Below are 22,787 nucleotides of genomic sequence, written 5' to 3'. Positions count from 1 at the left end.
CGCTTGCTCGCATCCCAAGCACGCCCGAGACAAGCACTACAGGCTGTATGCTATAAAAATGGTAGCTATTTACGCTTGTCTGGTAAGCGGTAGAGCCAAAAAATCTCACAAAATCCGCCCGTGCCACCACACCGACAGCCCGGCTGCCAGCAGCGCCAACGTCGCCCCCAGCAACGCCAGCAATGACGAGATTTCGGTTTCCCGCTTCTCCACCGTCAGCCGTGAGCTGAGCGTCTCGTACACCTTCTTCAAATCCGCGGCGGTGGCCGCGTGGAAGTACTCGGCGTTGGTGCGCGTGGCCACGGCCTTCAGGGTTTCTTCGTCCAGCCGCACCCGCATGGACCAGCCTTCAAAGCCGATGGTCTCCCCCGCCACCGTACCCACGCCCACGGTGTAGACCCGCACCCCCCGGTCGGCCGCCCATTTGGCGGCCTCCAGCGGGTCCACGCCAGTGGTGCGCTGGCCGTCGGTCAGCATGATGATGGCGGCCGAGGTGTAGGAACCGGGCGCCACAGGTGTGAACGCCTTGGCCGGGTCTTGTTTGCCAATTTCGTCAATGGGCTTGGGGCGCATGGCCTGGCGGCCGCCCAGGGCGGAGATGTCGATGCCCGCGTCGGGGAAGATGGTGGCCAGCGACAGCATGATGCCGTTGCCCGTGGCCGTGCCGCGCTGGAGCTGAAAACTGTCGATGGCTTTGACGAGGTCTTCGCGGCTTTGCGTGGGCAGCTGGGCCAGCTGGGCGCTGCCGGCAAACGCCACGATGCCCACACGCACATGGCGGGGCAGCTCGGCGATGAAGGCCTTGGCGGCGTTCTGCGCAGCAGTGAGGCGGTCGGGCTCCACATCGGCGGCGCGCATGCTGCCCGAGACATCCATGGCCAGCATGATGGTCTGGTCCTGCGAGGGCAGGGTGATGACGGCCAGCGGGCGTGCGGTGGCCAGCAGCAGCGCCACCAGCGCCAGCAGAAAGAGTGCGGGCGGGATGTGGCGGCGCAGGTTCTGGCCGGGGCCCATGGCCTCGCGCACCAGCGACAGGCTCGAATAGCTCAGCGCCGTTTTCTTGCGCCGGTGCAGCAGCCACCAGTACATCAGTACCAGCAGGGGCACGACCAGCAACAGCCAGAGCAGGGTGGGCCAGAGAAAAACCATGGTGTGTTCCTTCGGGCGGGGCGCGTTTTGGTTCGTTCAGGCGGCGTGCTGCGCCGGGTCTGCAGCGCGGGAGGGCGCGGCTCGGGAGGTGCGTACCCGGCGCTGGCGCAGGTCCATGAAACGCAGCAGGGCATCGACCAGATCGTCGTCGGTGCACAGCTCCAGCGTGTCGGCGCCCGCGCGGGTCAGGCCTTCGCGCAGCACGGCCTCGCGTTCGGCCGCCAAGCGGGCGAAGCGGCGGCGAAAGCCCGCGTCGTGGGTGTCCACCTGCAGCTGCTCGCCGCTTTCGGCATCGCGCAGCGTGATGAGGCCCACATCGGGCAGTTCCAACTCCAGCGGGTCGAGCAGGCGCACGGCCACCACGTCGTGCCGCTGGGCGAGTTGGGCCAGGGGCTTTTCCCAGCCGGGTGCGCTGATGAAGTCGGACACCACAAACACCGTGGAGCGGCGGCGCAGGTTGGCCAGGCCCGTTTGCAGCAAACGGTGCAGTTCTGTGGCGCCTCCGCCGGGTTTGGATGTGCCGGTGGCAGGGGCGGGCGGTGTCAACAGCCTGTGCACCAGATGCAGCACATGGGCGCGGCTGTTGCGGGGCGGTAACACCGCATCCACAGCGCGGGCGGGTGCATTGCCTGCGCCGTAGAGCATGGCGCCCACGCGGTTGCCGTGGCGCGTCAGCAGGCGCGACAGCACGGCCACAAAGCCGGTCAGGATGTCGCGCTTGGCGTTGCCCTGCGGGCCGAAGTTGATGGACGGGCTCAGGTCCAGCAAAAACCAGGCGGACATCTCGCGGTCTTCGGTGAACACGCGCACGTGGGGGATGTTCAGCCGCGCGGTCACGTTCCAGTCGATGTGGCGCACGTCGTCATGCGGCTGGTACTCGCGCAGGTCGGCCAGGTCCAGGCCGCTGCCGCGCATCAGCGTGCGGTAGTCGCCCTGCAGCAGGCCGTCCAGGCGGCGGATCACCTTCCACTCCAGCTCGCGCAGCAACCGGTCCGCCTGCCCCGGCAGGGTGGGCAGCGTGTGGACCGTGGCTGAAGTGGTGTCAGGCAACTTTTTGCTCATGATGCAGAGGCCGAGCAGGCGCCGGTATCTTGGCCATGATGCGCTTGACGAGGGCATCGGCATCCAGCCCTTCGGACAGCGCTTCGTACGACAGCGCAATGCGGTGGCGCAGCACGTCGGCCGCCAGGTCGGTCATGTCTTCGGGCAGCACGTAGTTGCGCCCGCGCAGCATGGCCAGGGCCTGGGCGCCCTCTGCGAGGGCAATGGTGGCGCGGGGGCTGGCGCCGCAGCTGATGTAGCCGGTCAGGTCCTTGAGGCCATGCCGCGCGGGCTCGCGGGTGGCGGCCACCAGCTTCACGGCGTATTGCAGCATCGACGGGTCTACATACACCGTGCGGCATTCGGCCTGCAGCGCCGCCAGCTGCGCGGTGGTGGCCACGGGCAGCACCTGCACGGGCACATCGAGCGCGCGCTGGGCGATCACGAACTCTTCCTCCTCGGTGGGGTAGCCCAGCAGCACTTTCATCATGAAGCGGTCCACCTGGGCTTCGGGCAGCGCGTAAGTGCCTTCGGTCTCGATGGGGTTCTGGGTGGCCATCACCAGGAAGGGCTCGGGCACCTTGTGGGTCTCGCCTGCAATCGTCACCTGGCGTTCCTGCATCACCTCCAGCAGGGCGCTTTGCACCTTGGCGGGTGCGCGGTTGATTTCGTCGGCCAGCAGCAGGTGGGTGAAGACCGGGCCCAGCGTGGTGCTGAACTCGCCGGTCTTCTGGTTGTACATGCGCGTGCCCACCAGATCGGCGGGCACCAGATCGGGCGTGAACTGGATGCGCTTGAAGCTGCCCTGGATGGTGCTGGCCAGCGTCTTCACCGTCAGCGTCTTGGCCAGGCCCGGCACACCTTCGACCAGCAGATGGCCCTGGGCGAGCATGGCCACCATGACCCGCTCGAGAAAGCGGTCCTGGCCCACCACCACGCGCTTGACTTCGTAGAGCACCTGCTCCATCAGGGTGGCGGTGGCGGCGTTGTTCATGGCAGAGGGCGATGGGGTGGTTTCCATGGTGCTCCTTGTGAAGGGTCGGGATCAGAAGGGGGGCATGCCAACGGCAGAAGCCGCGTTCTCGATGGGCACCGCAAACCCGATGCCGATGAAGGTGCGTGCCGACGTGGGGTTCAGGATGGCGGTGACGATGCCCACCACCTCGCCATCGAGCGTGACCAGTGGGCCACCGGAGTTGCCGGGGTTGGCCGCAGCATCGAACTGGATCAGGTTGCTGAGCTGGCGCTTGCCTTCGGGCGAGGTAAATTCGCGCTGGAGGCCCGAGACCACGCCCGCTGAGGCCGAAGGCCCGATGCCGAACGGGAAGCCCACGGCCACCACGTGGTCGCCGGGGCGCAGGTCCTGGGTGGAGCGCAGCGGGGCTGCGAAGAGGTCATCGGGTACTTTGTGGGCTTGCAGCACGGCCAGGTCGTTTTCGGGCTGGGCGCCCGTGATGCTGGCGGTGGTTTCCAGGCCATCGTGGAAGGTGATTGCAATGCGGTCCGCGCCCGCCACCACGTGCAGGTTGGTCAGGATGATGCCTTTGTCCACAATCACCACGCCCGTGCCAATGCCGCGTTCCACCTCTTCCTTGCCGTTTTTGCTGCGGCCGTAGCCCACCACGCGCACGATCGAGGGAGAGATCGCTTCCACAGCGCGGGCGGCGGCGGAGGGCGGGGTGGTCGTCTCCAGCGTGCGCAGCACGGCGGCGTCAATGTCTTCCTGGGTGATCCGCTGGGCGGCGGGGCGCTGGTGCAGCCACAGGCTGTAGAGCAGCAGTGTGGCCAGCAACGCGACCAATGCCCACAGGGCGTACAGATGGCGCCGCGACAGAGCCGTGCCCGCCACTGGCTTGGTGGCAGGGTTTGGAGAGGGCTCCATCACACTGGCCGCAGGTTGTTCGGTGGGCGCAGGCGCTTTTTCAACCGGCTCGGGTGGGGCGCGGCGGGTGTGGCGGGAGCTGCTGTAGAGGGCGGGCCGGGGCATCCTGTCACCTTTTCTACGGAAGACGCCGCGAGACGGCGCACGGTTTTCACGTTAGCACGGATCGCTGCAGAGTGCACTTGCAAGGTTTCACGCCGAGGGAGCGGTCGGGGCTGATGGGGCATCATCACTCCATGACTGTCTGGATCGATACCCATTGCCACCTGGATGCGCCCGAATTTGACCCCGACCGCGATTCCGTGCGTGCCCAGGCGCGGGCCCAGGGCGTAGCCCATTGTGTGATTCCGGCGGTGGAGCGCAGCAACTGGGCCACGGTGCGCGCCCTGGCCCATCGGCATGGCGATAGCTATGCGCTGGGCATTCACCCCCTTTACACAGGGCGCGCGCACGACGCAGATCTGGAGTTGCTGGCGCAGGAACTGGAGCAACACCGGGCTGACCAGCGTCTGGTGGCCATCGGAGAGATTGGCCTGGATTATTTTGTGCCCGGCCTGGACCCTGAGCGGCAGGAGTGGTTCTATCGCGCGCAGCTGCAACTGGCACGGCGGTTTGACCTGCCCGTAATCCTGCATGTGCGCCGCTCGTCCGACCGGCTGCTCAAAGGCCTGCGGGAGCTGCCGGTACAAGGCGGTATCGCCCATGCCTTCAATGGCAGCGTGCAGCAGGCGCAGGCGTTCATCGCCCTGGGCTTCAAGCTGGGGTTTGGCGGCGCGATGACCTACGACCGGGCGCTGCAGCTGCGTCGTCTGGCGGCAGAACTGCCCTCAGAGACCCTGGTGGTGGAGACCGATGCGCCGGACATCCCGCCCCATTGGTTGTATGCCACCGCCGCCCAGCGGCTCGAAGGCCAGCCCCAAGGGCGCAATGCACCCGGCGAACTCCCGCGCATTGCAAATGCACTGGCTGAGCTGCGCAGTCAGCCGCTGGAGGATTTGGCGGGTATCACCTGTGCCAATGCGCTGGTGGCGCTGCCCCGGTTGCAGGCTTTGGTCTCCGTCTGATCCACCAATTGGTAGGTTTTTAGGAGGCCAGCGCTTTGTGGTAAAGGGTTTACAGCTATCGTTTTTTTTGAGGATGTCGCGGGGTTGCTGACGGGTTTCGGTTCAGAATCGGCGGATGCCCGACGCCGCTCTGACGCAGCCCCCTCCGCTCCCTGATGCTCCGGCGCCAGCTCCGCCGGTGCGCCTCCAGGGGCTGCCGCCGGTGGTGTCTGCAGGCACGGTGGTGCTGGTCCTCGGAAGTTTTCCGGGGGCTGCCTCCTTGCGGCTGCGCCAGTACTACGCACACCCGCAAAACCATTTCTGGAAGATCTTGCAAGCGCTGTGGCCGCAGCATCCCTTGCCGCCCGCAGGGGCCGAAGGGTATGCCGCACGTTGCGACTGGTTGCTGGCAAGGGGGCTTGGCCTGTGGGATGTGTATGAGAGCTGCGAGCGGGAGGGCAGCCTGGACACCAGCATCCGCAATGCGCAGGTCAACGACTTTGCGCGCCTGCAGGCGGTGTGTCCGCAGCTCGCCGCCGTCGCCCACAATGGGGGTGAGAGCTTCAAGCATGCCCCGGCGGTGCTCGGCAGCTTCCGGCCCCCCCGCGCTGCGGCGCATGATGATGTGCTTTCCGATCAGCGCGTGGGCACGGGTTCCGGGCCTGGTTCCGCCCGCTCTATCGCATCGCACCGTCTGCCCTCGACCAGCCCGGCCAATGCCTCCTGGAGTTTTGAACGTAAATTGGCTGCCTGGGCGGACCTGATGGCGGCCCACCGCCTGCTTTGATTGTTGTGAATGACCCGCAAAAAAGAAAAATCACAAGAACTGCCCGAAGTCAGCGTCTCTGATGACGGCGAAGTGCGCCACCTGCACCTGGGCACCCCGTGGATTCAGGGGTCCATGCGCGTTGCTGAGCCTTTTGAACTGGAACTGGAGTACGTGCAGCGCATGATGGCGTGGCTGTTGTTTGCCGACCTGCCCCAGGTGTCCAAGGGGCATGCCATGCAGCTCGGGCTGGGGGCCGGTGCCATCACCAAGTTCTGCCACAAGAAGCTGCGCATCTGCACCACGGCCATCGAGCTCAACCCACAGGTCTTGGCGGTGTGTCGGCAATGGTTCAAGCTGCCGCCCGATGGCCCCAAGCTGCGGGTGGTGCTGGCCGATGCGGCGCAAGAGATCAAGAACCCCATGTGGCAGGGCACGGTGGATGCGCTGGCGGTGGACCTGTACGACCATGAGGCCGCAGCGCCGGTGCTCGACAGCGCAGACTTCTACGCCGACTGCCGCGCCTTGCTGACCGACACGGGGTGCATGACGGTCAACCTGTTCGGGCGGGCGTCCAGCTTTGAGCGCAGCCTGCAGAGCATGGCGGCGGCCTTTGGTGACAAGGCACTCTGGGCCTTCAAGCCCACGCGAGAAGGCAACACCGTGGTGCTGGCCCAGAAGACGCCAACGCGCCCCAAGCGGGCGGAACTCGACGTGCAGGCGCAGGCCATCCAGGCGCGCTGGGACCTGCCGACCACCAAATGGCTGCGGGCATTCAAGCCCGTCGCGGCCTGAGCCCCCGGGCCGCCCACAGCCCCGTTTCGGAAAGGTATCTGATGAAAACAATCTCCGCTTCCCTGGCCAGCACTGCGGCGCGACCCTACGTCGGTCCCGTGGACTGGCGACGCATGGTGCAGTGGCTCAGCGATGACGAAGTCATCTCCCAGGAAGAAGCTCAACGCACCATCGCCCGCTGCTCGCAGGCGGAAAGCTCTCAGCATGCGCTGGTGCGCCTGGCCAACGTGGCCATGGAACGTGCCAGCGATGGCAAGCCGCTGGACATCGAGGCGTTGTCTGAGTACCTGGCCAAGCGGGCAGGCCTGCCATATTTGCGGATTGACCCGCTCAAGGTGGACGTGGGGCGCGTGGCCGAAACCATGAGCGCCACCTATGCAGAGCGCCACAGGGTGCTGCCCGTGCAGGTCACCCCCAAGGAAGTGGTGGTGGCTACGGCCGAGCCCTTCATCGAGGACTGGGTGGCGGAGGTGGAGCGCCAGTCCCGGCGCACGGTGCGCCGCGTGGTGGCCAGCCCGCTGGACATTCACCGGTTTACTGCAGAGTTTTTTGCCCTGGCCAAGTCCGTGCGCGCCGCGCAGAAGGCAGGGGGCAACTCCGGGGGCAGCAGCTTCGAGCAGCTGGTGGAACTGGGCAAGAGCAACAAGCAGCTCGACGCCAACGACCAGGGCGTGGTCAAGGTGGTGGACTGGCTCTGGCAATATGCCTTTGACCAGCGCGCGAGCGACATCCATCTGGAACCACGGCGCGACCAGGGCGTGATCCGTTTTCGCATCGACGGCGTGCTGCACCCGGTCTACCAGATGCCGATGGGCGTGCACAACGCCATGGTCTCGCGCATCAAGCTCCTGGGCCGCATCGACGTGGTGGAAAAGCGCCGTCCGCAGGACGGCCGCATCAAGACGCGCAATCAGCGCGGGGACGAGGTGGAAATGCGCCTGTCCACTCTGCCCACGGCGTTTGGCGAGAAGATGGTCATGCGGATCTTTGACCCGGACAATGCCGTCAAGGATCTGGACGCCCTGGGCTTTGCCCAGCACGATGCCGAGCGCTGGGAGGCGCTGGTCAAGCGCCCGCACGGCATCATTCTCGTGACGGGGCCGACGGGCTCGGGCAAGACCACCACGCTGTATTCCACCTTGAAGCGGGTGGCGACCGAAGAGGTGAACGTGAGCACGGTGGAAGACCCGATCGAAATGATCGAGCCCAGCTTCAACCAGACCCAGGTGCAGCCCCAGCTCGACTTCAACTTTGCCGAGGGCCTGCGTGCCCTCATGCGCCAGGACCCGGACATCATCATGGTGGGCGAAATCCGCGACCTGGAGACGGCCGAGATGGCTATCCAGGCCGCGCTGACCGGGCATCTGGTGTTCTCCACACTGCACACCAACGACGCCCCGTCGGCCATCACCCGCATGATGGAACTGGGGGTGCCCCCCTATTTGCTCAATGCCACGCTGCTGGGGGTGCTGGCCCAGCGGCTGGTGCGCACGCTGTGCAAGCAGTGCAAACAAAAGGATGAAACGGCGCAGCGCGAAACGCTGGTGGAGGTGGTCAAGCCCTGGAAGCTCAGTGGCGGCTACCACCCCTACAAGCCCGTGGGCTGCGTGGACTGCCGCATGGGTGGATTTCGGGGGCGCATGGGCCTGTATGAATTGCTCACCGTGACCGAGGCACTCAAGGAGAAGATCAACCAGGCGCCCTCGATCGACCAGCTGCGCCGCCAGGCCGTGCAGGATGGCATGCGGCCTTTGCGTCTGGCAGGCGCTCTGCGGGTGGCAGAGGGCCTGACCACGCTGGACGAGGTGATTGCTGCGACACCGCCGCTGGAGTAAGACCTTGAACCAGCTCCGCAGGAGCAAGGGATGTCCTGCATAACTCCCTGCGGTCTGTGATAGCGCGGCCTCGGGCAGTCCGCTGCGTTGCTTTTCTTGCCAATAGCCATGCTATTGGCCGCAAAAAGACGCCTTGCGGCCTTTCCCGATCCGCACTACCACCGACGCGCGAGGGTTATGCAGGACATCCCAAGCGTTACCGGATGTAGGTGGAATCCACATCCGCGCGGGCCTTGGTTGCACGCACAATCGCGCAGTCGAGATTTCCCGCCAAGGAGACAATTCGTGAAAATCAAAAGTCAAAAAGACTTCTTTGCCGGCCTCATGTTCATGGGGGTTGGTGTTGCGTTTGCGTGGGGAGCCACCACGTACAACGTCGGAAACGGGGCCCGCATGGGCCCGGGTTACTTCCCGCTGCTGCTGGGTATCTTGCTGGCCATCATCGGCGGCGCGATCACCTTCAAGGCCACTACGGTCGAAACCCAAGACGGTGACAAGATTGGAAAGTGGGCCTGGAAGCCGCTGTTCTTCATCTTGGCTGCCAACTTTGCGTTCGGTATCCTGCTGGGCGGCTTGCCCAGCATAGGTGTCCCGGCGATGGGCCTCATCGTGGGCATCTATGCACTGACCTTCATCGCAAGCCTGGCGGGCCAGGAGTTCCACGCGAAGTCCGTGTTCATCCTGGCCACCGTGTTGGCCATTGGCAGTTACGTGGCATTCGTCTGGGCGCTCAAGCTGCAGTTCCCTGTGTGGCCGAGTTTCATCACGGGTTGAGCAGGAGCACCGACCATGGAATTATTTGACAACCTCGCGATGGGTTTTGGCGTCGCGTTCACGTTCCAAAACCTCATTTACTGCTTTGTGGGCTGCTTGCTGGGCACGCTCATTGGTGTGTTGCCCGGCATCGGCCCGGTGGCAACCATCGCCATGCTGCTTCCAGCCACCTACGCGCTGCCACCCGTGGCTGCGCTGATCATGCTGGCCGGTATCTATTACGGTGCGCAGTACGGTGGCTCGACCACTGCCATTCTGGTGAACCTGCCGGGCGAGTCCTCGTCGGTGGTGACCGTGATCGACGGCTACCAGATGGCGCGCAAGGGCCGTGCGGGCCCTGCGTTGGCGGCGGCGGGCCTGGGCTCGTTCTTTGCCGGCTGCGTGGGTACGCTGATCCTGGCGGCCTTCGCACCTCCGTTGACCGAAGTGGCATTCAAGTTCGGCCCTGCCGAGTACTTCTCGCTGATGGTGCTGGGCCTCATTGGCGCCGTGGTGCTGGCTTCGGGCTCGCTGCTCAAGGCCGTGGCCATGATCGTGCTGGGCCTGCTGATGGGCCTGGTGGGTACCGACGTGAACTCGGGTGTGGCCCGTTTCAGCTTCGACATTCCTGAACTGACCGACGGCATCGGCTTTGTGACCATCGCCATGGGTGTTTTCGGCTACGGCGAGATCATTGCCAACCTCTCGCGCCCTGACGATGAGCGCGAAGTGTTCACTGCCAAGGTGGAAGGCCTGTTCCCCACCAAGGACGACTTCAAGCGCATGATTCCTGCCGTGCTGCGGGGCACGGCGCTGGGTGCCGCCCTCGGTATCCTGCCCGGTGGTGGGGCATTGCTGGCTGCGTTTGCGGCCTACACCGTGGAGAAGAAGACCAAGCTCCAGCCCGGTGAAGTGCCTTTTGGCCAAGGCAATATCCGTGGTGTGGCAGCGCCCGAGTCGGCCAACAATGCCGGTTCGCAGACTTCCTTCATCCCGCTGCTGACGCTGGGTATCCCCCCCAACGCCGTGATGGCGCTGATGGTGGGTGCCATGACGATCCACAACATCCAGCCTGGTCCTCAGGTAATGACGAGCAATCCCGAGCTGTTCTGGGGCCTGATCGCCTCGATGTGGCTGGGCAATGCCATGCTGATCATCTTGAACCTGCCGCTGATCGGCATTTGGATCAAGCTGCTCACGGTGCCCTACCGCTGGCTGTTCCCGTCCATCGTGCTGTTCTGCGCGGTGGGTGTGTATTCGACCAACAACAACACCTGGGACATCTGGATGGTGGGTGCGTTTGGGCTGGTGGGCTACATCTTCCACAAGCTGGGCACCGAACCCGCACCTCTGCTGCTGGGCTTCATCCTCGGCCCGATGATGGAAGAGAACCTGCGCCGCGCGTTGCTGCTGTCGCGTGGCGACTGGAGCGTGTTCGTCACGCGTCCGCTGTCGGCAGGCCTGCTGGCTGCTGCGGCACTGCTGCTCATCATCGTGCTGCTGCCTTCGGTGAAGAGCAAGCGCGAGGAAGCCTTCGTCGAAGACTGACGGCACGGCCTTTTCCATCCGACTCCAGAACAACGGCACCTTCGGGTGCCGTTGTTTTTTGGCGATCTGCAGCCGCAGCACGCCCTCAGCGCCAGTACACAATGGCGGGCAAGAGGCCCGCATGTCCACTCCATTCCATCTGCCACAGCATCCCCACCGGGCGATGCTGCACAACGAAATCCACGCCCGTCCGCCCGAGGCCATGACGGCCCCGCTGGCCATTGCACACATCGTGATGCTGGCCGATGCCGCAGGGCGTGAAGCGAGCCGGGCCCATGTGGCGGCTCTGTTGCGCGACCACCACCTGGCTTGCCCGATGCGGACACCACGCACCTGCGCATGGACCTGGGGGCTTACCGCATGCGCTGGGAGCTGCACACCGAATTTGTGTCCTGGACCTTCATGGTGCCCATGGCGGCCGACGCCTTTGGCGAGCGGGAGCCGGCCAGCGCCGCAGACGCGGTGCCCCGCGGGTGGCTGGCGGCTTTGCCCGGGCATTGTCTGTGCAGCCTGAACCTGTGGGTACTGCCCACCCACACCTTTGGTTCGGGGTCGCTGGTCAAGCATGTGCTGCATGAGGACACGCTGGTGGCCTCCACGGTGGCCGACGGGCATGGCGAGGTCTACACCGATTTTGCGATCCACGCCGATGGGTTCTCGCGCATGGTGCTGCTCGCGGGCGGCATGACGCAGCGCCGCCTGGGCCGCCTGGTGCAGCGCCTGCTCGAAATCGAGACCTACCGCATGGCTGCCTTGCTGGGCCTGCCCGCTGCGCGCGAGGCCGCCAGTGTGCTGGCTTTTGCCGAACGCGAACTGGCCGAACTGGCCGACGCCATCCGCACCGCCAACCGTGACGCAGAGCCTGCGCTGCTGGACCGCCTGACCCGTCTGGCCGGGCAGGTGGAGAGCCAGTATGCGGCCACCCACTCGCGTTTTTCGGCCAGCAGCGCGTACTTCGAACTGCTGGACAAGCGCATTCAGGACATTGCCGAATCGCGCCTGGCCGGGATGCAGACGATTCGGGAATTCATGGACCGGCGCCTCACGCCTGCACGCAGCACCTGCGAATGGGCGGCGCGGCGCCAGGATGCGCTGTCGCAACGTGTCTCGCGCATGAGCAACCTGCTGCGCACCCGCGTGGAGATCGAGCAGCAGCAAAGCAGCCAGGCGCTGCTGACCACCATGAACCACCGGCAGGATTTGCAGCTGCAGATGCAGTCCACGGTGGAGGGCCTGTCGGTGGCGGCCATCACGTACTACATCGTGGGCCTGGTGAGCTACCTGGCCAAGGGGGCGCAGAAGCTTGGTTGGCCCCTGTCGCCGGAAACCACGGCGGCCATCGCCATTCCGGTGGTGGCGGGCGGCGTGTGGTGGTCGCTGAGGCGGCTGCACCACCGGGTGTTCCGCAAGCACGGCTAGCAGGGATCCACAAGAAGACAGCTCAGCGCACCGCGGCGTGCTGAGTGCTGAGCAGGGATGCTGGGGGTGGGGCCAAGCCCGACGGGCAGGCAGGCCTTTGTCGCACGCCCGGTGTGCGGACATGGCACGCGACCCATAATGGCTCGATGCACTTCAGCTACACCCACCCCTATGCCAGCACTCGCCTGCCGGTGTTTGCGCGCAATGTGGTTTCCACCTCGCATCCGTTGGCCGCCCAGGCGGGCCTGCGCATGCTGCAGCAGGGCGGCAATGCCGTTGATGCTGCTGTGGCGGCGGCAGCGGCCATGACGATCTGCGAGCCCGTGAGCAATGGACTGGGCAGCGACGCGTTCTGCATCCTGTGGGACGGACAGGCCCTGCACGGGCTCAATGCCTCGGGCCGCGCCCCTGCGGCCTGGACACCCGGGTACTTTCACAGCCGCTACGGCAAGAGCCCGGCGAGCCCTCCCAAACGCGGGATCGATTCCGTCACTGTGCCGGGTGCCGTCAGCGCGTGGGTCACCCTGTCTGAGCGTTTCGGCAAGCTGCCCTTTGCCGCGCTGATGGAGCCCGCCGCCGAGATTGCCGAGCGTGGCTACCTGGTGCCGGTGGTGGTGTAGCAAAAATGGGCCGCTGCAGTGCCTGAGCTGCAGTCGCGGCCGGGGTTTGCGCAAAGCTTCATGCCCTGGGGCCGCGCGCCGCAGGTGGGGGAGCTGTTCCAGTTTGCCGCCGCAGCCCGTGCGCTGCGCGCCATCGGGGCCACACAGGGCCAGGCGTTCTACACGGGCGAAATTGCCCAGGCGCTGGTCGCCTTCTCGCAGGCCCAGGGCGGCAGCCTGACGCTGGCGGATCTGGCAGCACACCGCCCTGAATGGGTTACGCCCATTGCCCGCAACTACCGAGGCTATACCCTGCACGAGATCCCGCCCAACGGGCAGGGCATCGCAGCGCTGATTGCGCTGGGCATCCTGGACCGATTCGATCTGGCGAGCCATCCCGTGGATGGCGCAGCGTCCCAGCATCTGCAGATCGAGGCCATGAAGCTCGCATTTGCCGATGTGTACCGCCATGTGGCCGAGCCATCGTCCATGGAGGTGACCCCCGCGCAAATGCTCGATGACGCGTACCTGGCCTCCCGTGCCAAACTCATCGACATGAACAAGGCGCAGGATTTCGGGGCTGGCAATCCGGTCAAGGGTGGCACGATCTACCTCACTGCGGCCGACGAAAACGGCATGATGGTGAGCTTCATCCAGAGCAACTACATGGGCTTCGGCTCGGGTTGTGTGGAGCCCACCTTTGGCATCAGCCTGCAGAACCGGGGCCAGGCGTTCAGCACCGACCCGGCGGGCCCCAACCCAGCCAACCTGGTGGCGCCCGGCAAGCGACCGTTTCACACAATCATCCCCGCCTTCCTCACGCAAAACGGCCAGCCTGTGATGAGCTACGGAGTGATGGGCGCCAACATGCAGCCACAGGGCCACATGCAAACCCTGGTGCGCATGCTGGACTACGGCCAGAACCCGCAGGTGGCTTGCGACGCACCACGCTGGCGCTTCAATGAAGGGCTGTCGATCAACGTCGAGGCCGCCATGCCCGCCGCGACGGTGCAGGGCCTGCTGGGCCTGGGGCACCGCATGGAGGTGATCCAGGATTCCTACCAGGACTTTGGCGCCGGCCAGTTCATCTGGCGCATGGGCGACCCCAAGGTGCAGGGCTATGTGGCCGCCAGCGATCCGCGTCGCGACGGCCAGGTGGCGGGGTATTGATGGAACACCCCCTGAGTCGCTTCGCGCCTTCCCCCTCTCTCTACGCGCTGCGCGCTACGGGAGGGGGACGCGGCCAGCGGCCTGGCAAAGCCAGTTCCGCGGCCACCTCGCGTCAGGACGTGCCAGTTTCATGGGCTGTGCTGTCGCGCAGCGCAATGAATAACTGAATATAGAAAAAAGTGGCTCCATCGCAATCTGAACAAGCGCAAGCAGCTACAAAAAACGTAGCAACTGGTCTCGCCCTGGCCCTGCTGGGCTCCATCGCCTTCAGCGGCAAGGCCATCATCGTCAAGCTGGCGTACCGCCATGGTGTTGATGCGGTCACGCTCATCATGTACCGCATGCTGTTTGCGCTGCCCATCTTTGCCGTGATGGCTTGGTGGGCCAGCCGGGGCAAGCCCCCCCTGACCCGCAAGGACTGGCTGGGCGTGCTGGGCCTGGGGCTCACGGGCTACTACCTGGCGAGCTTTCTGGACTTTGCAGGGCTGGCCTACATCAGTGCCAGCCTGGAGCGCCTGATCCTGTATCTCAACCCCACGCTGGTGGTAATGCTGGGCTGGGTGCTGTATCGGCGCGGCATCCACTGGGGGCAGGCGGTGGGCATGCTGATCAGCTACTGCGGCGTGGTGCTGGTGTTCGGCCACGAGGCCAACCTGCAGGGCACCAATGCTGCATGGGGCACCCTGCTGGTGTTCCTGAGTGCGGTGAGCTATGCCATCTATCTTGTCTACAGCGGCGAGATGGTGCGGCGCCTGGGTTCGCTGCGGCTGGTGGGGCTGGCCACCACCGTGGCGTGCCTGCTATGCCTGCTGCAGTTTGTGGTGCTGCGGCCCTTCAGTGCTGCCGTGGTGGCACCCGAGGTGATCTGGCTGTCCGTGCTCAACGCCACGCTCTGCACGGCTGCGCCCGTGCTCATGGTGATGATGGCCATTGAGCGCGTGGGCGCTGGAATGACCGCGCAGACCGGCATGGTGGGGCCGCTGTCCACCATCCTCATGGGGGTGTGGATTCTGGGTGAGCCGTTCACGGTGTGGGTGGCTGCGGGCACGGCACTGGTGATCACGGGTATTTTTGTGTTCACGCAATTGGCGCGCCGCCAAGCGCCCTGACCTGGCAGCGGAGAGCGGGTGCGCGCTCTCCTTGGGGGTGACTTATCCCGCCTTCTTTGCCGCTGCAGGCCGGGCAGAGGGTGCTGGTGCATTGGCAGGCGCACTGCCGCCCAGGCGCTGTGCAATCGATGCGCGCGACCCGCCCAGCCCATCGAGCTGGCGGCCCATGGACTGCTCCAGGTAATCCAGACGGGCCTGTGCGGCGGGGTGGGTGGACATCGTCAGCGTGAACATGGGGTTGTCCGGCGTGACGGTGCGCAGCTGCTGCAGCACCGAGACCAGACCGTAGGGGTCAAAACCCGCCTTGGCCGCCAGCGACACCCCGGTGCGGTCCGCCTCGAATTCGTCGGACTGGCTCAGCCCCTTGGTGTAGACGGTGCGGAACAGCGACAGCAGCTGGTCCTTGACGAGCTGCCCGGCGATGTTGCTGGTGCGGATCTGCGAGGCCAGCAGTTGCGTGCCGACCCCCGCCATGGCGCTTTGCCGGATGGCCTGGAGGTGGTGTTTGGAGGTCACGTGCGTGATCTCGTGCGCCAGGATGCCCGCCAGCTCGGACTCGTCGGCGCAGCGGTCAATGAGCCCCTTGGTCACGAACACATAGCCGCCCGGCGCGGCAAAGGCGTTGTAGCCTGCGTCGTCCAGCACCACAAAGGTCCACGGCAGGCCAGGGCGCGACGACTGCAGGCTCACCCACCGGCCCAGGCGGTTCACATAGCGCTGCAGTGCCATGTCCGGGTGGGCGGGCTTGGCGCCCAGCAGCAGGGCGGCCAGCTGGCGGCCGATCTCGATTTCCTTGGCCTCGTCGATGTTCTCCATCGACTGCGTGAGCAGGCTGATCAGATCGTCACCCTGCGCCGCCGGAGCGGCTTTGCCCCCCGTGATGGCCGAGCCCAGCCCGCCCCCCAGGGAGTTGAGGATGTTCATCACGTTCTGGCTGTGGGCGGCCAGGGGCGCTGCGGCGAGCAGCGCGCACAAGGCTGCCGTCTGCGCGCGGCGTTTCCAGGTGGAATTCCGGTTCATGGCCATTTCCTCAGTTAGGGCTGTAGTTGGGGTCGGAGGGGTTGCTGGACCCGCTGCCGGAGCCCCGACTGGATGTGGGCAGTGCGGGCTGCGCCAGGGCGGGCACATCCCGGGATTGCAGGGACGCCGAGCTGGCGAACTGGCGCGCCTGGTCGGCATTCACCCGCAGGCTTTCTGCCCGGCCGACGGCGGCAGGATTGGGCTGCGCATTGGCGATGTCTTCAGCATCCAGGCCACGAATGCCCACCGTGGACGTGGCCGTGGTGGTGGAGCCGCTGTTGCCGCCAAACAGCCCGCCCAGGCCTCGCAGGCCGCTGGTGGCGGCGTTGTTGGTGGGCGTGGCCGACCCCGACTGCGGTCCCAGGTCGAACATGTGCACCCAGCCGGTGGCGCCTTGCTGTGTGCTCACCTTGGTCCAGGGGCCCTTGCGCTCGTTGCTGCGCGTGACCACAGTGTTGGCCTCCAGCGGGGCCACGCTCGCACCGCTGTCGGCGGGGGTGTCGCGCAACTGGGTGGCACGCTTGACCACGGCCGCCTCCTGCGCATGCGCGCTACCTGCCAGGGGTGCCAATGCGGCCCATGCCAGCCAGGTGGCGAGGGCTCCGCGGTGCAGCCAATTCATGTTGCAGCTCTCCACTTATGATGATCTGTGAATGCTGCGGCTTGCAGCAGAACCGGAGATTGTTATGGATTTGGGTATCGCAGGCAAATGGGCGCTGGTGTGTGGCGCGAGCAAGGGTTTGGGCTATGGCTGTGCGCTGGCCCTGGTGCGTGAGGGCGTCAAGGTGGTCATCAACGCCCGCAATGCCCAGGCGCTGGAGCAGGCTGCTACACAATTGGTAGCTGAAGGTGCAATGCAGGAAAGCGCTGGCGGCCAAAAAAGCTTCAAACCGACGGTGCTGGCGGTAGCTGCTGACATCACCACCGCCGAGGGCCGTGCTGCCGTGTTCTCCGTGACAGGTGGCCCGGGCCGTGACTTTGACATCGTGGTGACAAATGCCGGCGGCCCGCCCACGGGCGACTTCCGCGACTGGGACCGCGATGCATGGATCAAGGCCGTGGACGCCAACATGCTCACCCCCATCGAACTGATCAAGGCCACAGTGGACGGCATGGCTGCGCGAGGCTTTGGCCGCATCGTCAACATCACCTCCAGCGCGGTGAAGGCGCCCATTGACATCCTGGGTCTGTCCAACGGCGCGCGCAGCGGGCTCACGGGCTTTGTGGCGGGGGTCTCGCGCAGCAAGATCGCTGCACGGGGCGTCACCATCAACAACCTCTTGCCCGGCAAGTTCGACACCGACCGACTGGCCGCCACCGTGACCGCTGCTGCCGGTAAGGCTGGCAAGAGCGTGGACGATGTTCGCGCGCAACAGCAGGCCCAGATTCCGGCAGGGCGGTATGGCACGGCGCAGGAGTTCGGTGCCATCTGCGCTTTCCTGTGCAGCCAGCAGGCGGGTTATATGACCGGGCAGAACGTGCTGGCGGACGGCGGCGCTTATCCTGGGACCTTCTGACCCGGGCTGAGACGGAAGGTCACCGCGTCGTCTGTGGTCACTGGCGGGCGAAGGAGATTCCCTGGCGGCAGGGCGTGGCGTTTTGCAGACAGCTTTGCCCGCCGAGGGGGAAAACTTGGTGAAGAATGGTGCCCCAGCATTCCAACCCGAAAGTACCGGAACATGACACCGCGCATCCCTCCCCAGGGCGGCCTTCCAGACCTCTATGCGATCCATGGATGCCGCTGGGGCGCTGGCATGGCCCTGGGCATGAAGGGTGCGCGGCGGTGGCCGTCCACTGCCCCCCGGTTGACGAGCCAGAAGTTGCCATGCAGCCCAAACCCGCTGTGACTTCCCGCCTTCTGCACCGCATCGCTGCACTGTGCGTGGCATGGGCCGCGCTGGGTTGTTCGCCACAGGCTGTGGGCCAGCCTGCGGCCACCCCGGCAGCGGCCACTGCGCCCTACAAGCTGCGCATCGTGGGGGGGCTGGCAGGTATCAACCAGTACACCCGGCAGGAAGAGCCCTTCTGGAGCAAGGAACTGCTCCGCTTGAGCGGTGGCCGGTTTGACGCTGAAATCGTGCCCTTTGACCGAGCGGGCGTGCCTGGCGCCGAAATGCTGCGCCTGCTGCAGCTGGGTGTGGTGCCTTTTGGCACCACGCTCATGAGCTCGTTCACGGCCCAGTACCCCGAGTACACCGCACCCGATCTGGCGGGGCTGAACCCCGACATTGCCACGCTCAAGACCACGCTGGCGGCGTTTCGCCCTTACCTGGAGAAGAGTCTGCGTGACCAGCACGGCGTGGAGGCGCTGGCGATGTATGTGTATCCGGCCCAGGTGGTGTTTTGCAAGAAGCCCCTGCGCGGGCTGGCCGATCTGGCCGGGCGCCGCACGCGCGTGTCGTCATCCACCCAGGCGGATTTTGTCGGGGCGCTCGGCGGCATCCCCGTGCTGACTGGCTTCGCGCAGATCGTGCCCAGCCTCACGGCGGGCAATACCGAGTGCGCCATCACCGGCACCATGTCGGGCAACACGCTGGGGCTGCATACCATGACCTCCCATGTGCATGCGCTGCCCGTGACCTGGGGACTGGCGGTGTTCAGCGCCAACAAGGCCGCCTGGGAGGCGCTGCCACCCGATCTGCGGGCCCTGCTGCGGCGCGAGCTGCCCCGGCTGGAGGCCGCCATCTGGGAGGAGTCCGAGCGCGAAACCTCCGACGGCATGGCCTGCAACCGTGGCATCCCCGCCTGTGTGGGGGGACGCAAGGGCAGCATGGTGGTGGTGCCGGTGTCTGCGCAGGACGAACGCAGCCGCCAGGAGATCCTTGCCTCCACCGTGCTGCCGCGCTGGGTGCAGCGCTGCGGGCCGCGTTGCGCCCAGGTGTGGAACCAGACGATCGGTCCCGTCCGTGGCCTGGCTGCGGCCCCGGCGAAATGAGGGATACCACGACCCCACTGCGCATCAGGGCCTTTGTATGGGCCGGGGCGGCGGTGTTCATTGCGGCGGTGGTGATGGTGTCTGCCGCGCTGGTATGGAACGCCCGCAAGGTGGCGCTGGACGATTACGAAGCCCAGGCCACCCGTTTTGTGGCGGGTGCCGAAGCGGCGCTCAATCGTTCCCTGCTGGCGGTGGACGTGCTGCTGGCCAGCATGGACGAACTGCTGGGCCTGTCGGGTTCGATGAGCGAATGGGTGGACCCTGATCTTGCAAGCCAGCGCCTGCGCAGCTCCGCCCGGCAGAACCTGATGGTGCGCTATGTGGCGCTGCTGGACGCAAACGGCAAGACCATCGCCTCTTCCGATGCGGCTGGCAGCGCGCTGCCGCTGCAGCTGCCTCCTGGTTTTCTGGCGTCTGTGCTGGAACAGCCCGTTTCCACCCTGATGATCAGCCCGCCGGTGGTGAGCTTTGCCACCGCCGAGCGCGTGCTGTATTTTGCGCGCCACCTGCGCATGGCCGACAGTTCCCTTGTGGTGGCCATTGCCGAATTGCCGGTGGGGGCGCTCAGCTCGGTGCTGGTCCAGGGTGTGGACATCACAGGCCTGCAAGTGACGCTGGAGCGTGCCGGAGGGCTGCTGCTGCTGAGTGCGCCCAACCGCGAAGAGGCGATCACGCCCGTGCTGTCCCCGCCACTGCAGGAGGTGGCCGCCCTGGGGCAGGCGTGGAAGGCACCCGCCCGCTTGAGTGGCGAGCCAGCGCTGGTGGTCTACCGGCCCATCCTGTACCAGGACCTGCGCATCTCGGCGAGCATTCCGCTGCGCGATGCGCTGGCAGGCTGGCGCGACCAGCGCAACGCCATTGCACTGACGGGGCTGTTGTTTGTGGCCATGATCGTGGCAGCGGGCAACCTGGCGCTGCGCTACCTGGACCGCATGTCCCAGGCGCGGCTTGCCATTGCGCAGTCCAAGGCCACCCTCGACCAGGCACTGGAGTCGATGGTGAGTGGTTTTGTTCTGCTCGACGGCGAGCAGCGCGTGGTGCAATGGAACAGCCGGTTTGAGGAAATTTTCCCCTGGCTGCGCGCCGTGATGGCGCCCATGGTGCCGTTTCGGCGCGTGATGGAAGAGACCGCCCGGCACCATCTGCCGCGCGCCAGCGAGGAAGAACGCATGCGCTGGGTGGAGCTGCGGCTGCTCAAGCAGAACCAGCACCATGAGCCCCATGAGCAGGTGCTGCCCAATGGCCGCACGATCCAGATCACCGAACGGCCCACGCCCGAAGGCGGGCTGGTCATCACCTACCACGACGTGACGGCCCTGCGCCGCGCCAGCGCTGAGATTGAGAGCCTGGCCTTCTACGACCCTCTGACCAATCTGCCCAACCGCCGGCTGCTGATGGACCGCATGCAGCAGGTGATTGCGGCCAGTGTGCGCAGCGGGCAGTACGGGGCCTTGCTGTTCCTGGATCTGGACCACTTCAAGACGCTGAACGACACCATGGGCCATGAGGTGGGCGACATGCTGCTGCGCCAGGTGGCAGAGCGCCTGAAGACCTGCGTGCGCCGCGAGGACACCGTGGCGCGCCTGGGGGGAGACGAGTTCGTGGTCATGCTGCACGAGCTGTCGCTGCACAGCGAAGAGGCGGCTGCCTATGCGCGTCGCGTGGGCGAAAAGATCCTGCGCACGCTCAACATGCCGTACTCGCTGGCCGGGCTCAGCCACCACAGCACGCCCAGCATCGGGGCCACGCTCATGGGCGGGGCGCTGCAGCCCTCGGTCGATCTGCTCAAACAGGCCGACATCGCCATGTACCAGGTCAAGTCGCAGGGCCGCAATGCACTGTGTTTTTTCGATCCGCAGATGCAGATTGCCATCAGCGTGCGCGCGCAGCTGGAGGGGGATCTGCAGGCCGCGCTGGCCGCGCGGCAGTTCGCGCTGCACTACCAGCCCCAGTTCCATCTGGACGGGCGCATCGTGGGCGCCGAGGCGCTGATCCGCTGGATCCATCCCGAGCGCGGCCTTATTGCGCCGAGCGCCTTCATTGGCGTGGCAGAAGAAAGCGAACTCATCGTGCCCATGGGCCACTGGGTGCTGCGCACCGCGTGCGAGCAGCTGGCGGCGTGGGAGAACGATGCCCGCTACCGGCATGTGCCGCTGTCGGTCAACGTGAGCGCCCGGCAGTTCCGCCAGCGCGACTTCGTGGCCCGCGTGGTCGAGGTGCTGCGCGAGACCGGCGCGCGGCCCCACCTGCTCAAGCTGGAGCTGACCGAGTCGCTGGTGCTGGACAACGTGGACGACACCATTGCCAAGATGGGCCTGCTCAAGACCAAGGGTGTGCGCTTTTCGGTGGACGACTTCGGCACGGGCTACTCGTCGCTGGCCTACCTCACGCGGCTGCCGCTGGACCAGCTCAAGATCGACCAGTCCTTTGTGCGCAACCTGGGTGTGCGGCACACCGACGACGTGATCGTGCAGACCATCATCGGCATGGCGCGCAACCTGGAGCTGGATGTGATTGCCGAAGGTGTGGAAACCGCACAGCAGAAAGCCCTGCTGGCAGACTATGGCTGCCAGCTCTTTCAGGGCTATTTGCTGGGCATGCCCGGGCCGGTATCGGAGCTCGAAGTCTTGTTGCAGCAGGCCGCAACACAAGCCTCGGCCGAAGGCGCAGCAGGCTGATCCCGCCTGCCGCTATCGCCGCGATGACACCACGATCCCGCCCACGATCAGTGCGAATGCCACACCGTGGAAAAGCTGTGGGGTTTCCCCTAAAAAGGCGGCCGACAGGATACCCGCAAACAGCGGGGTGAGGTTCACGAAGAAGCCCGCCACCGCAGGCCCGGCGCGCTCCACCCCCACGCCCCAGCAGCGATAGGCCAGCACGGCGGGGCCCACGGCGATGAAAGCCAGCGCTGCGATCAGCGGCCAGCCCCATGCGATGTGGGTGTGGCCCATCGCCCATTCCACGCCCGCGAAGCTGCCCGACCATGCCAGGCCAAACACCATCTGCGCCATCAAAAAAGCGGCCCAGTCGCCCCGGATGCGGGCGGGCTCGCTGGTGCGCGACAGCAGCCAGCTGTAGAACGCCCACGAGATGGTGGCCAGCAGCATGAAGACATCGCCTGGCACGAGGCGAAAAGCCAGCAGCTGCGACCACTCGCCCCGGCTGAGCACCAGCAGCACGCCACACATCGACAGCAACGCGCCCAGCAGTTGCCGCCGCGTGACCGTCGCGCCAAAGAACAGCGCCCCCACGGCCAGCATCCACACCGGCATGCTGGAGCCCACCAGCGTCACGTTGATGGGCGTGGAAGTCTGCAGCGCCATGTACTGCAGCGCGTTGTACAGGCCAATGCCGAGCAGCCCCAGCAGTGCATAGCGGCGCCAGTGGGGCCACAGCGGGCTGTCCTTGCGCAGCACGTTGTACGCGAGCGGCAGCAGGATGAAGAAAGCCAGCACCCAGCGGATGAAATTGAGCGTGATGGGCGGGATCAGGTCGTGCACCAGCCGGCCTGTGACGGCGTTGCCAGCCCACAGCAGCGGCGGTATCACCAGCAGCGCCGCCGTACCGGGCGTGAGTCTTTGAGTCATGGGCTGCACTGTAACGGTGCAGGGCAGGACAAGGCTTTCAGATTCATGGCAGGATGGCCACCGTTTGTCTCGCCCGTTACAGGCCCCATCCATGCCCGTTGGGGACCCGTTCAACACCCGTTATCCAGGAGCG

At 65.8% G+C, this 22,787-nt stretch carries 18 protein-coding genes and 2 pseudogenes; 12 read left to right on the top strand and 8 right to left on the bottom strand.

Annotated elements, in window-relative coordinates; translation table 11 throughout:
• Window positions 1-105: 105 nt before the first annotated feature.
• Genes ACODS0_RS01760 through ACODS0_RS01745 form a run of 4 tightly spaced genes read right to left on the bottom strand, consistent with a single transcriptional unit; the run spans window position 106 to window position 4,177 of the window.
• Window positions 106-1,149, bottom strand: coding sequence for a VWA domain-containing protein (locus ACODS0_RS01760; protein ID WP_121420892.1), 1,044 nt, complete (start codon window positions 1,147-1,149; stop codon window positions 106-108).
• 36 nt (window positions 1,150-1,185) lie between these two features.
• A complete protein-coding gene (locus tag ACODS0_RS01755) occupies window positions 1,186-2,211 on the bottom strand; it encodes a DUF58 domain-containing protein (RefSeq protein WP_228896527.1) in 1,026 nt (341 codons plus the stop codon).
• Window positions 2,192-3,211, bottom strand: a complete 1,020-nt coding sequence (locus tag ACODS0_RS01750; RefSeq protein ID WP_488832310.1) for an AAA family ATPase — start codon at window positions 3,209-3,211, stop codon at window positions 2,192-2,194. Before ACODS0_RS01750 ends, ACODS0_RS01755 begins: the two co-directional genes overlap by 20 nt.
• Window positions 3,212-3,235: 24 nt before the next feature.
• Window positions 3,236-4,177: a S1C family serine protease gene (locus ACODS0_RS01745; RefSeq protein ID WP_488832308.1), complete on the bottom strand. Its 942-nt coding sequence runs from the start codon at window positions 4,175-4,177 to the stop codon at window positions 3,236-3,238.
• Window positions 4,178-4,308: 131 nt separating this feature from the next.
• On the opposite strand from ACODS0_RS01745, the gene ACODS0_RS01740 reads away from it, so the two are divergent.
• The 6 genes from ACODS0_RS01740 to ACODS0_RS01715 all read left to right on the top strand — a co-directional run bounded on the left by ACODS0_RS01740 (window position 4,309) and on the right by ACODS0_RS01715 (window position 10,812).
• The gene (locus ACODS0_RS01740) at window positions 4,309-5,136 is read left to right on the top strand and encodes a TatD family hydrolase (RefSeq protein ID WP_488832306.1); all 828 of its coding nucleotides are present in this window, start codon (window positions 4,309-4,311) and stop codon (window positions 5,134-5,136) included.
• Window positions 5,137-5,251: 115 nt separating this feature from the next.
• Window positions 5,252-5,902, top strand: coding sequence for a DNA-deoxyinosine glycosylase (locus tag ACODS0_RS01735; protein ID WP_488832304.1), 651 nt, complete (start codon window positions 5,252-5,254; stop codon window positions 5,900-5,902).
• A gap of 9 nt (window positions 5,903-5,911) precedes the next feature.
• The gene (locus tag ACODS0_RS01730) at window positions 5,912-6,676 is read left to right on the top strand and encodes a class I SAM-dependent methyltransferase (RefSeq protein WP_055401461.1); all 765 of its coding nucleotides are present in this window, start codon (window positions 5,912-5,914) and stop codon (window positions 6,674-6,676) included.
• Window positions 6,677-6,717: 41 nt separating this feature from the next.
• Window positions 6,718-8,511, top strand: a complete 1,794-nt coding sequence (tfpB, locus tag ACODS0_RS01725; RefSeq protein WP_218300450.1) for a type IV pilus assembly ATPase TfpB — start codon at window positions 6,718-6,720, stop codon at window positions 8,509-8,511.
• Window positions 8,512-8,796: 285 nt separating this feature from the next.
• A complete protein-coding gene (locus ACODS0_RS01720; protein ID WP_055401465.1) occupies window positions 8,797-9,285 on the top strand; it encodes a tripartite tricarboxylate transporter TctB family protein in 489 nt (162 codons plus the stop codon).
• A 15-nt stretch (window positions 9,286-9,300) separates the two neighbouring features.
• A complete protein-coding gene (locus ACODS0_RS01715; protein WP_055401467.1) occupies window positions 9,301-10,812 on the top strand; it encodes a tripartite tricarboxylate transporter permease in 1,512 nt (503 codons plus the stop codon).
• Between the two features lie 85 nt (window positions 10,813-10,897).
• Here the strand turns inward: ACODS0_RS01715 and ACODS0_RS01710 are convergent, their stop codons facing one another.
• Window positions 10,898-11,089 carry a hypothetical protein gene (locus tag ACODS0_RS01710; RefSeq protein WP_488832661.1) on the bottom strand — a complete coding sequence of 64 codons (192 nt, stop codon included), beginning with the start codon at window positions 11,087-11,089 and terminating at the stop codon, window positions 10,898-10,900.
• Between ACODS0_RS01710 and ACODS0_RS01705 the strand changes: the two are divergent.
• From ACODS0_RS01705 to ACODS0_RS01695, 3 genes and pseudogenes are all read left to right on the top strand, one after another.
• Window positions 11,015-12,231 (top strand): annotated as a pseudogene (locus tag ACODS0_RS01705) (DUF3422 family protein). The gene ACODS0_RS01710 and the pseudogene ACODS0_RS01705 overlap by 75 nt on opposite strands.
• A 146-nt stretch (window positions 12,232-12,377) precedes the next feature.
• Window positions 12,378-14,000: pseudogene (locus ACODS0_RS01700) on the top strand (gamma-glutamyltransferase family protein).
• 179 nt (window positions 14,001-14,179) lie between these two features.
• Window positions 14,180-15,109, top strand: a complete 930-nt coding sequence (locus ACODS0_RS01695; protein WP_488832301.1) for a DMT family transporter — start codon at window positions 14,180-14,182, stop codon at window positions 15,107-15,109.
• Window positions 15,110-15,151: 42 nt separating this feature from the next.
• Here the strand turns inward: ACODS0_RS01695 and ACODS0_RS01690 are convergent, their stop codons facing one another.
• Window positions 15,152-16,129, bottom strand: coding sequence for a M48 family metalloprotease (locus ACODS0_RS01690; protein ID WP_228896545.1), 978 nt, complete (start codon window positions 16,127-16,129; stop codon window positions 15,152-15,154).
• Between the two features lie 10 nt (window positions 16,130-16,139).
• Entirely contained in the window at window positions 16,140-16,751 is a 612-nt protein-coding gene (locus ACODS0_RS01685) for an SH3 domain-containing protein (protein WP_121505639.1), read from the bottom strand.
• A 64-nt stretch (window positions 16,752-16,815) separates the two neighbouring features.
• Here ACODS0_RS01685 and ACODS0_RS01680 point away from each other — a divergent pair, with 64 nt between their 5' ends.
• From ACODS0_RS01680 to ACODS0_RS01670, 3 genes are all read left to right on the top strand, one after another.
• Entirely contained in the window at window positions 16,816-17,646 is an 831-nt protein-coding gene (locus ACODS0_RS01680; RefSeq protein ID WP_121505640.1) for an SDR family oxidoreductase, read from the top strand.
• Window positions 17,647-17,954: 308 nt separating this feature from the next.
• On the top strand, window positions 17,955-19,064 hold the full coding sequence (locus ACODS0_RS01675; RefSeq protein WP_228896551.1) for a TRAP transporter substrate-binding protein: 1,110 nt from the start codon (window positions 17,955-17,957) through the stop codon (window positions 19,062-19,064).
• Complete coding sequence (locus ACODS0_RS01670; protein ID WP_207401971.1) at window positions 19,061-21,742, top strand: bifunctional diguanylate cyclase/phosphodiesterase; 2,682 nt, start codon at window positions 19,061-19,063, stop codon at window positions 21,740-21,742. The genes ACODS0_RS01675 and ACODS0_RS01670 overlap by 4 nt, the downstream gene beginning before the upstream one ends.
• Before the next feature lie 12 nt (window positions 21,743-21,754).
• Here the strand turns inward: ACODS0_RS01670 and ACODS0_RS01665 are convergent, their stop codons facing one another.
• Window positions 21,755-22,654, bottom strand: a complete 900-nt coding sequence (locus tag ACODS0_RS01665) for a DMT family transporter (protein ID WP_121505642.1) — start codon at window positions 22,652-22,654, stop codon at window positions 21,755-21,757.
• Window positions 22,655-22,787 lie beyond the last annotated feature (133 nt).

The sequence above is a fragment of the Acidovorax sp. FG60 genome (assembly GCF_057808995.1).
Note: the sequence above shows the minus strand (reverse complement) of the source record. Positions and strands in the feature narration are given on the sequence as shown.

Bases quoted from the DNA above. Each gene is read 5' to 3' on its own strand.
- ACODS0_RS01745 (WP_488832308.1), bottom strand. From the start codon at position 4,177: ATGCCCCGGCCCGCCCTCTACAGCAGCTCCCGCCACACCCGCCGCGCC.
- ACODS0_RS01760 (WP_121420892.1), bottom strand. From the start codon at position 1,149: ATGGTTTTTCTCTGGCCCACCCTGCTCTGGCTGTTGCTGGTCGTGCCC.
- ACODS0_RS01730 (WP_055401461.1), top strand. From the start codon at position 5,912: ATGACCCGCAAAAAAGAAAAATCACAAGAACTGCCCGAAGTCAGCGTC.
- ACODS0_RS01680 (WP_121505640.1), top strand. From the start codon at position 16,816: ATGGATTTGGGTATCGCAGGCAAATGGGCGCTGGTGTGTGGCGCGAGC.
- ACODS0_RS01710 (WP_488832661.1), bottom strand. From the start codon at position 11,089: ATGGGCCCGGCTCGCTTCACGCCCTGCGGCATCGGCCAGCATCACGAT.
- ACODS0_RS01675 (WP_228896551.1), top strand. From the start codon at position 17,955: ATGCAGCCCAAACCCGCTGTGACTTCCCGCCTTCTGCACCGCATCGCT.
- ACODS0_RS01670 (WP_207401971.1), top strand. From the start codon at position 19,061: ATGAGGGATACCACGACCCCACTGCGCATCAGGGCCTTTGTATGGGCC.
- ACODS0_RS01755 (WP_228896527.1), bottom strand. From the start codon at position 2,211: ATGAGCAAAAAGTTGCCTGACACCACTTCAGCCACGGTCCACACGCTG.
- ACODS0_RS01735 (WP_488832304.1), top strand. From the start codon at position 5,252: ATGCCCGACGCCGCTCTGACGCAGCCCCCTCCGCTCCCTGATGCTCCG.
- ACODS0_RS01740 (WP_488832306.1), top strand. From the start codon at position 4,309: ATGACTGTCTGGATCGATACCCATTGCCACCTGGATGCGCCCGAATTT.
- tfpB (WP_218300450.1), top strand. From the start codon at position 6,718: ATGAAAACAATCTCCGCTTCCCTGGCCAGCACTGCGGCGCGACCCTAC.
- ACODS0_RS01690 (WP_228896545.1), bottom strand. From the start codon at position 16,129: ATGAACCGGAATTCCACCTGGAAACGCCGCGCGCAGACGGCAGCCTTG.
- ACODS0_RS01715 (WP_055401467.1), top strand. From the start codon at position 9,301: ATGGAATTATTTGACAACCTCGCGATGGGTTTTGGCGTCGCGTTCACG.
- ACODS0_RS01750 (WP_488832310.1), bottom strand. From the start codon at position 3,211: ATGGAAACCACCCCATCGCCCTCTGCCATGAACAACGCCGCCACCGCC.
- ACODS0_RS01665 (WP_121505642.1), bottom strand. From the start codon at position 22,654: ATGACTCAAAGACTCACGCCCGGTACGGCGGCGCTGCTGGTGATACCG.
- ACODS0_RS01685 (WP_121505639.1), bottom strand. From the start codon at position 16,751: ATGAATTGGCTGCACCGCGGAGCCCTCGCCACCTGGCTGGCATGGGCC.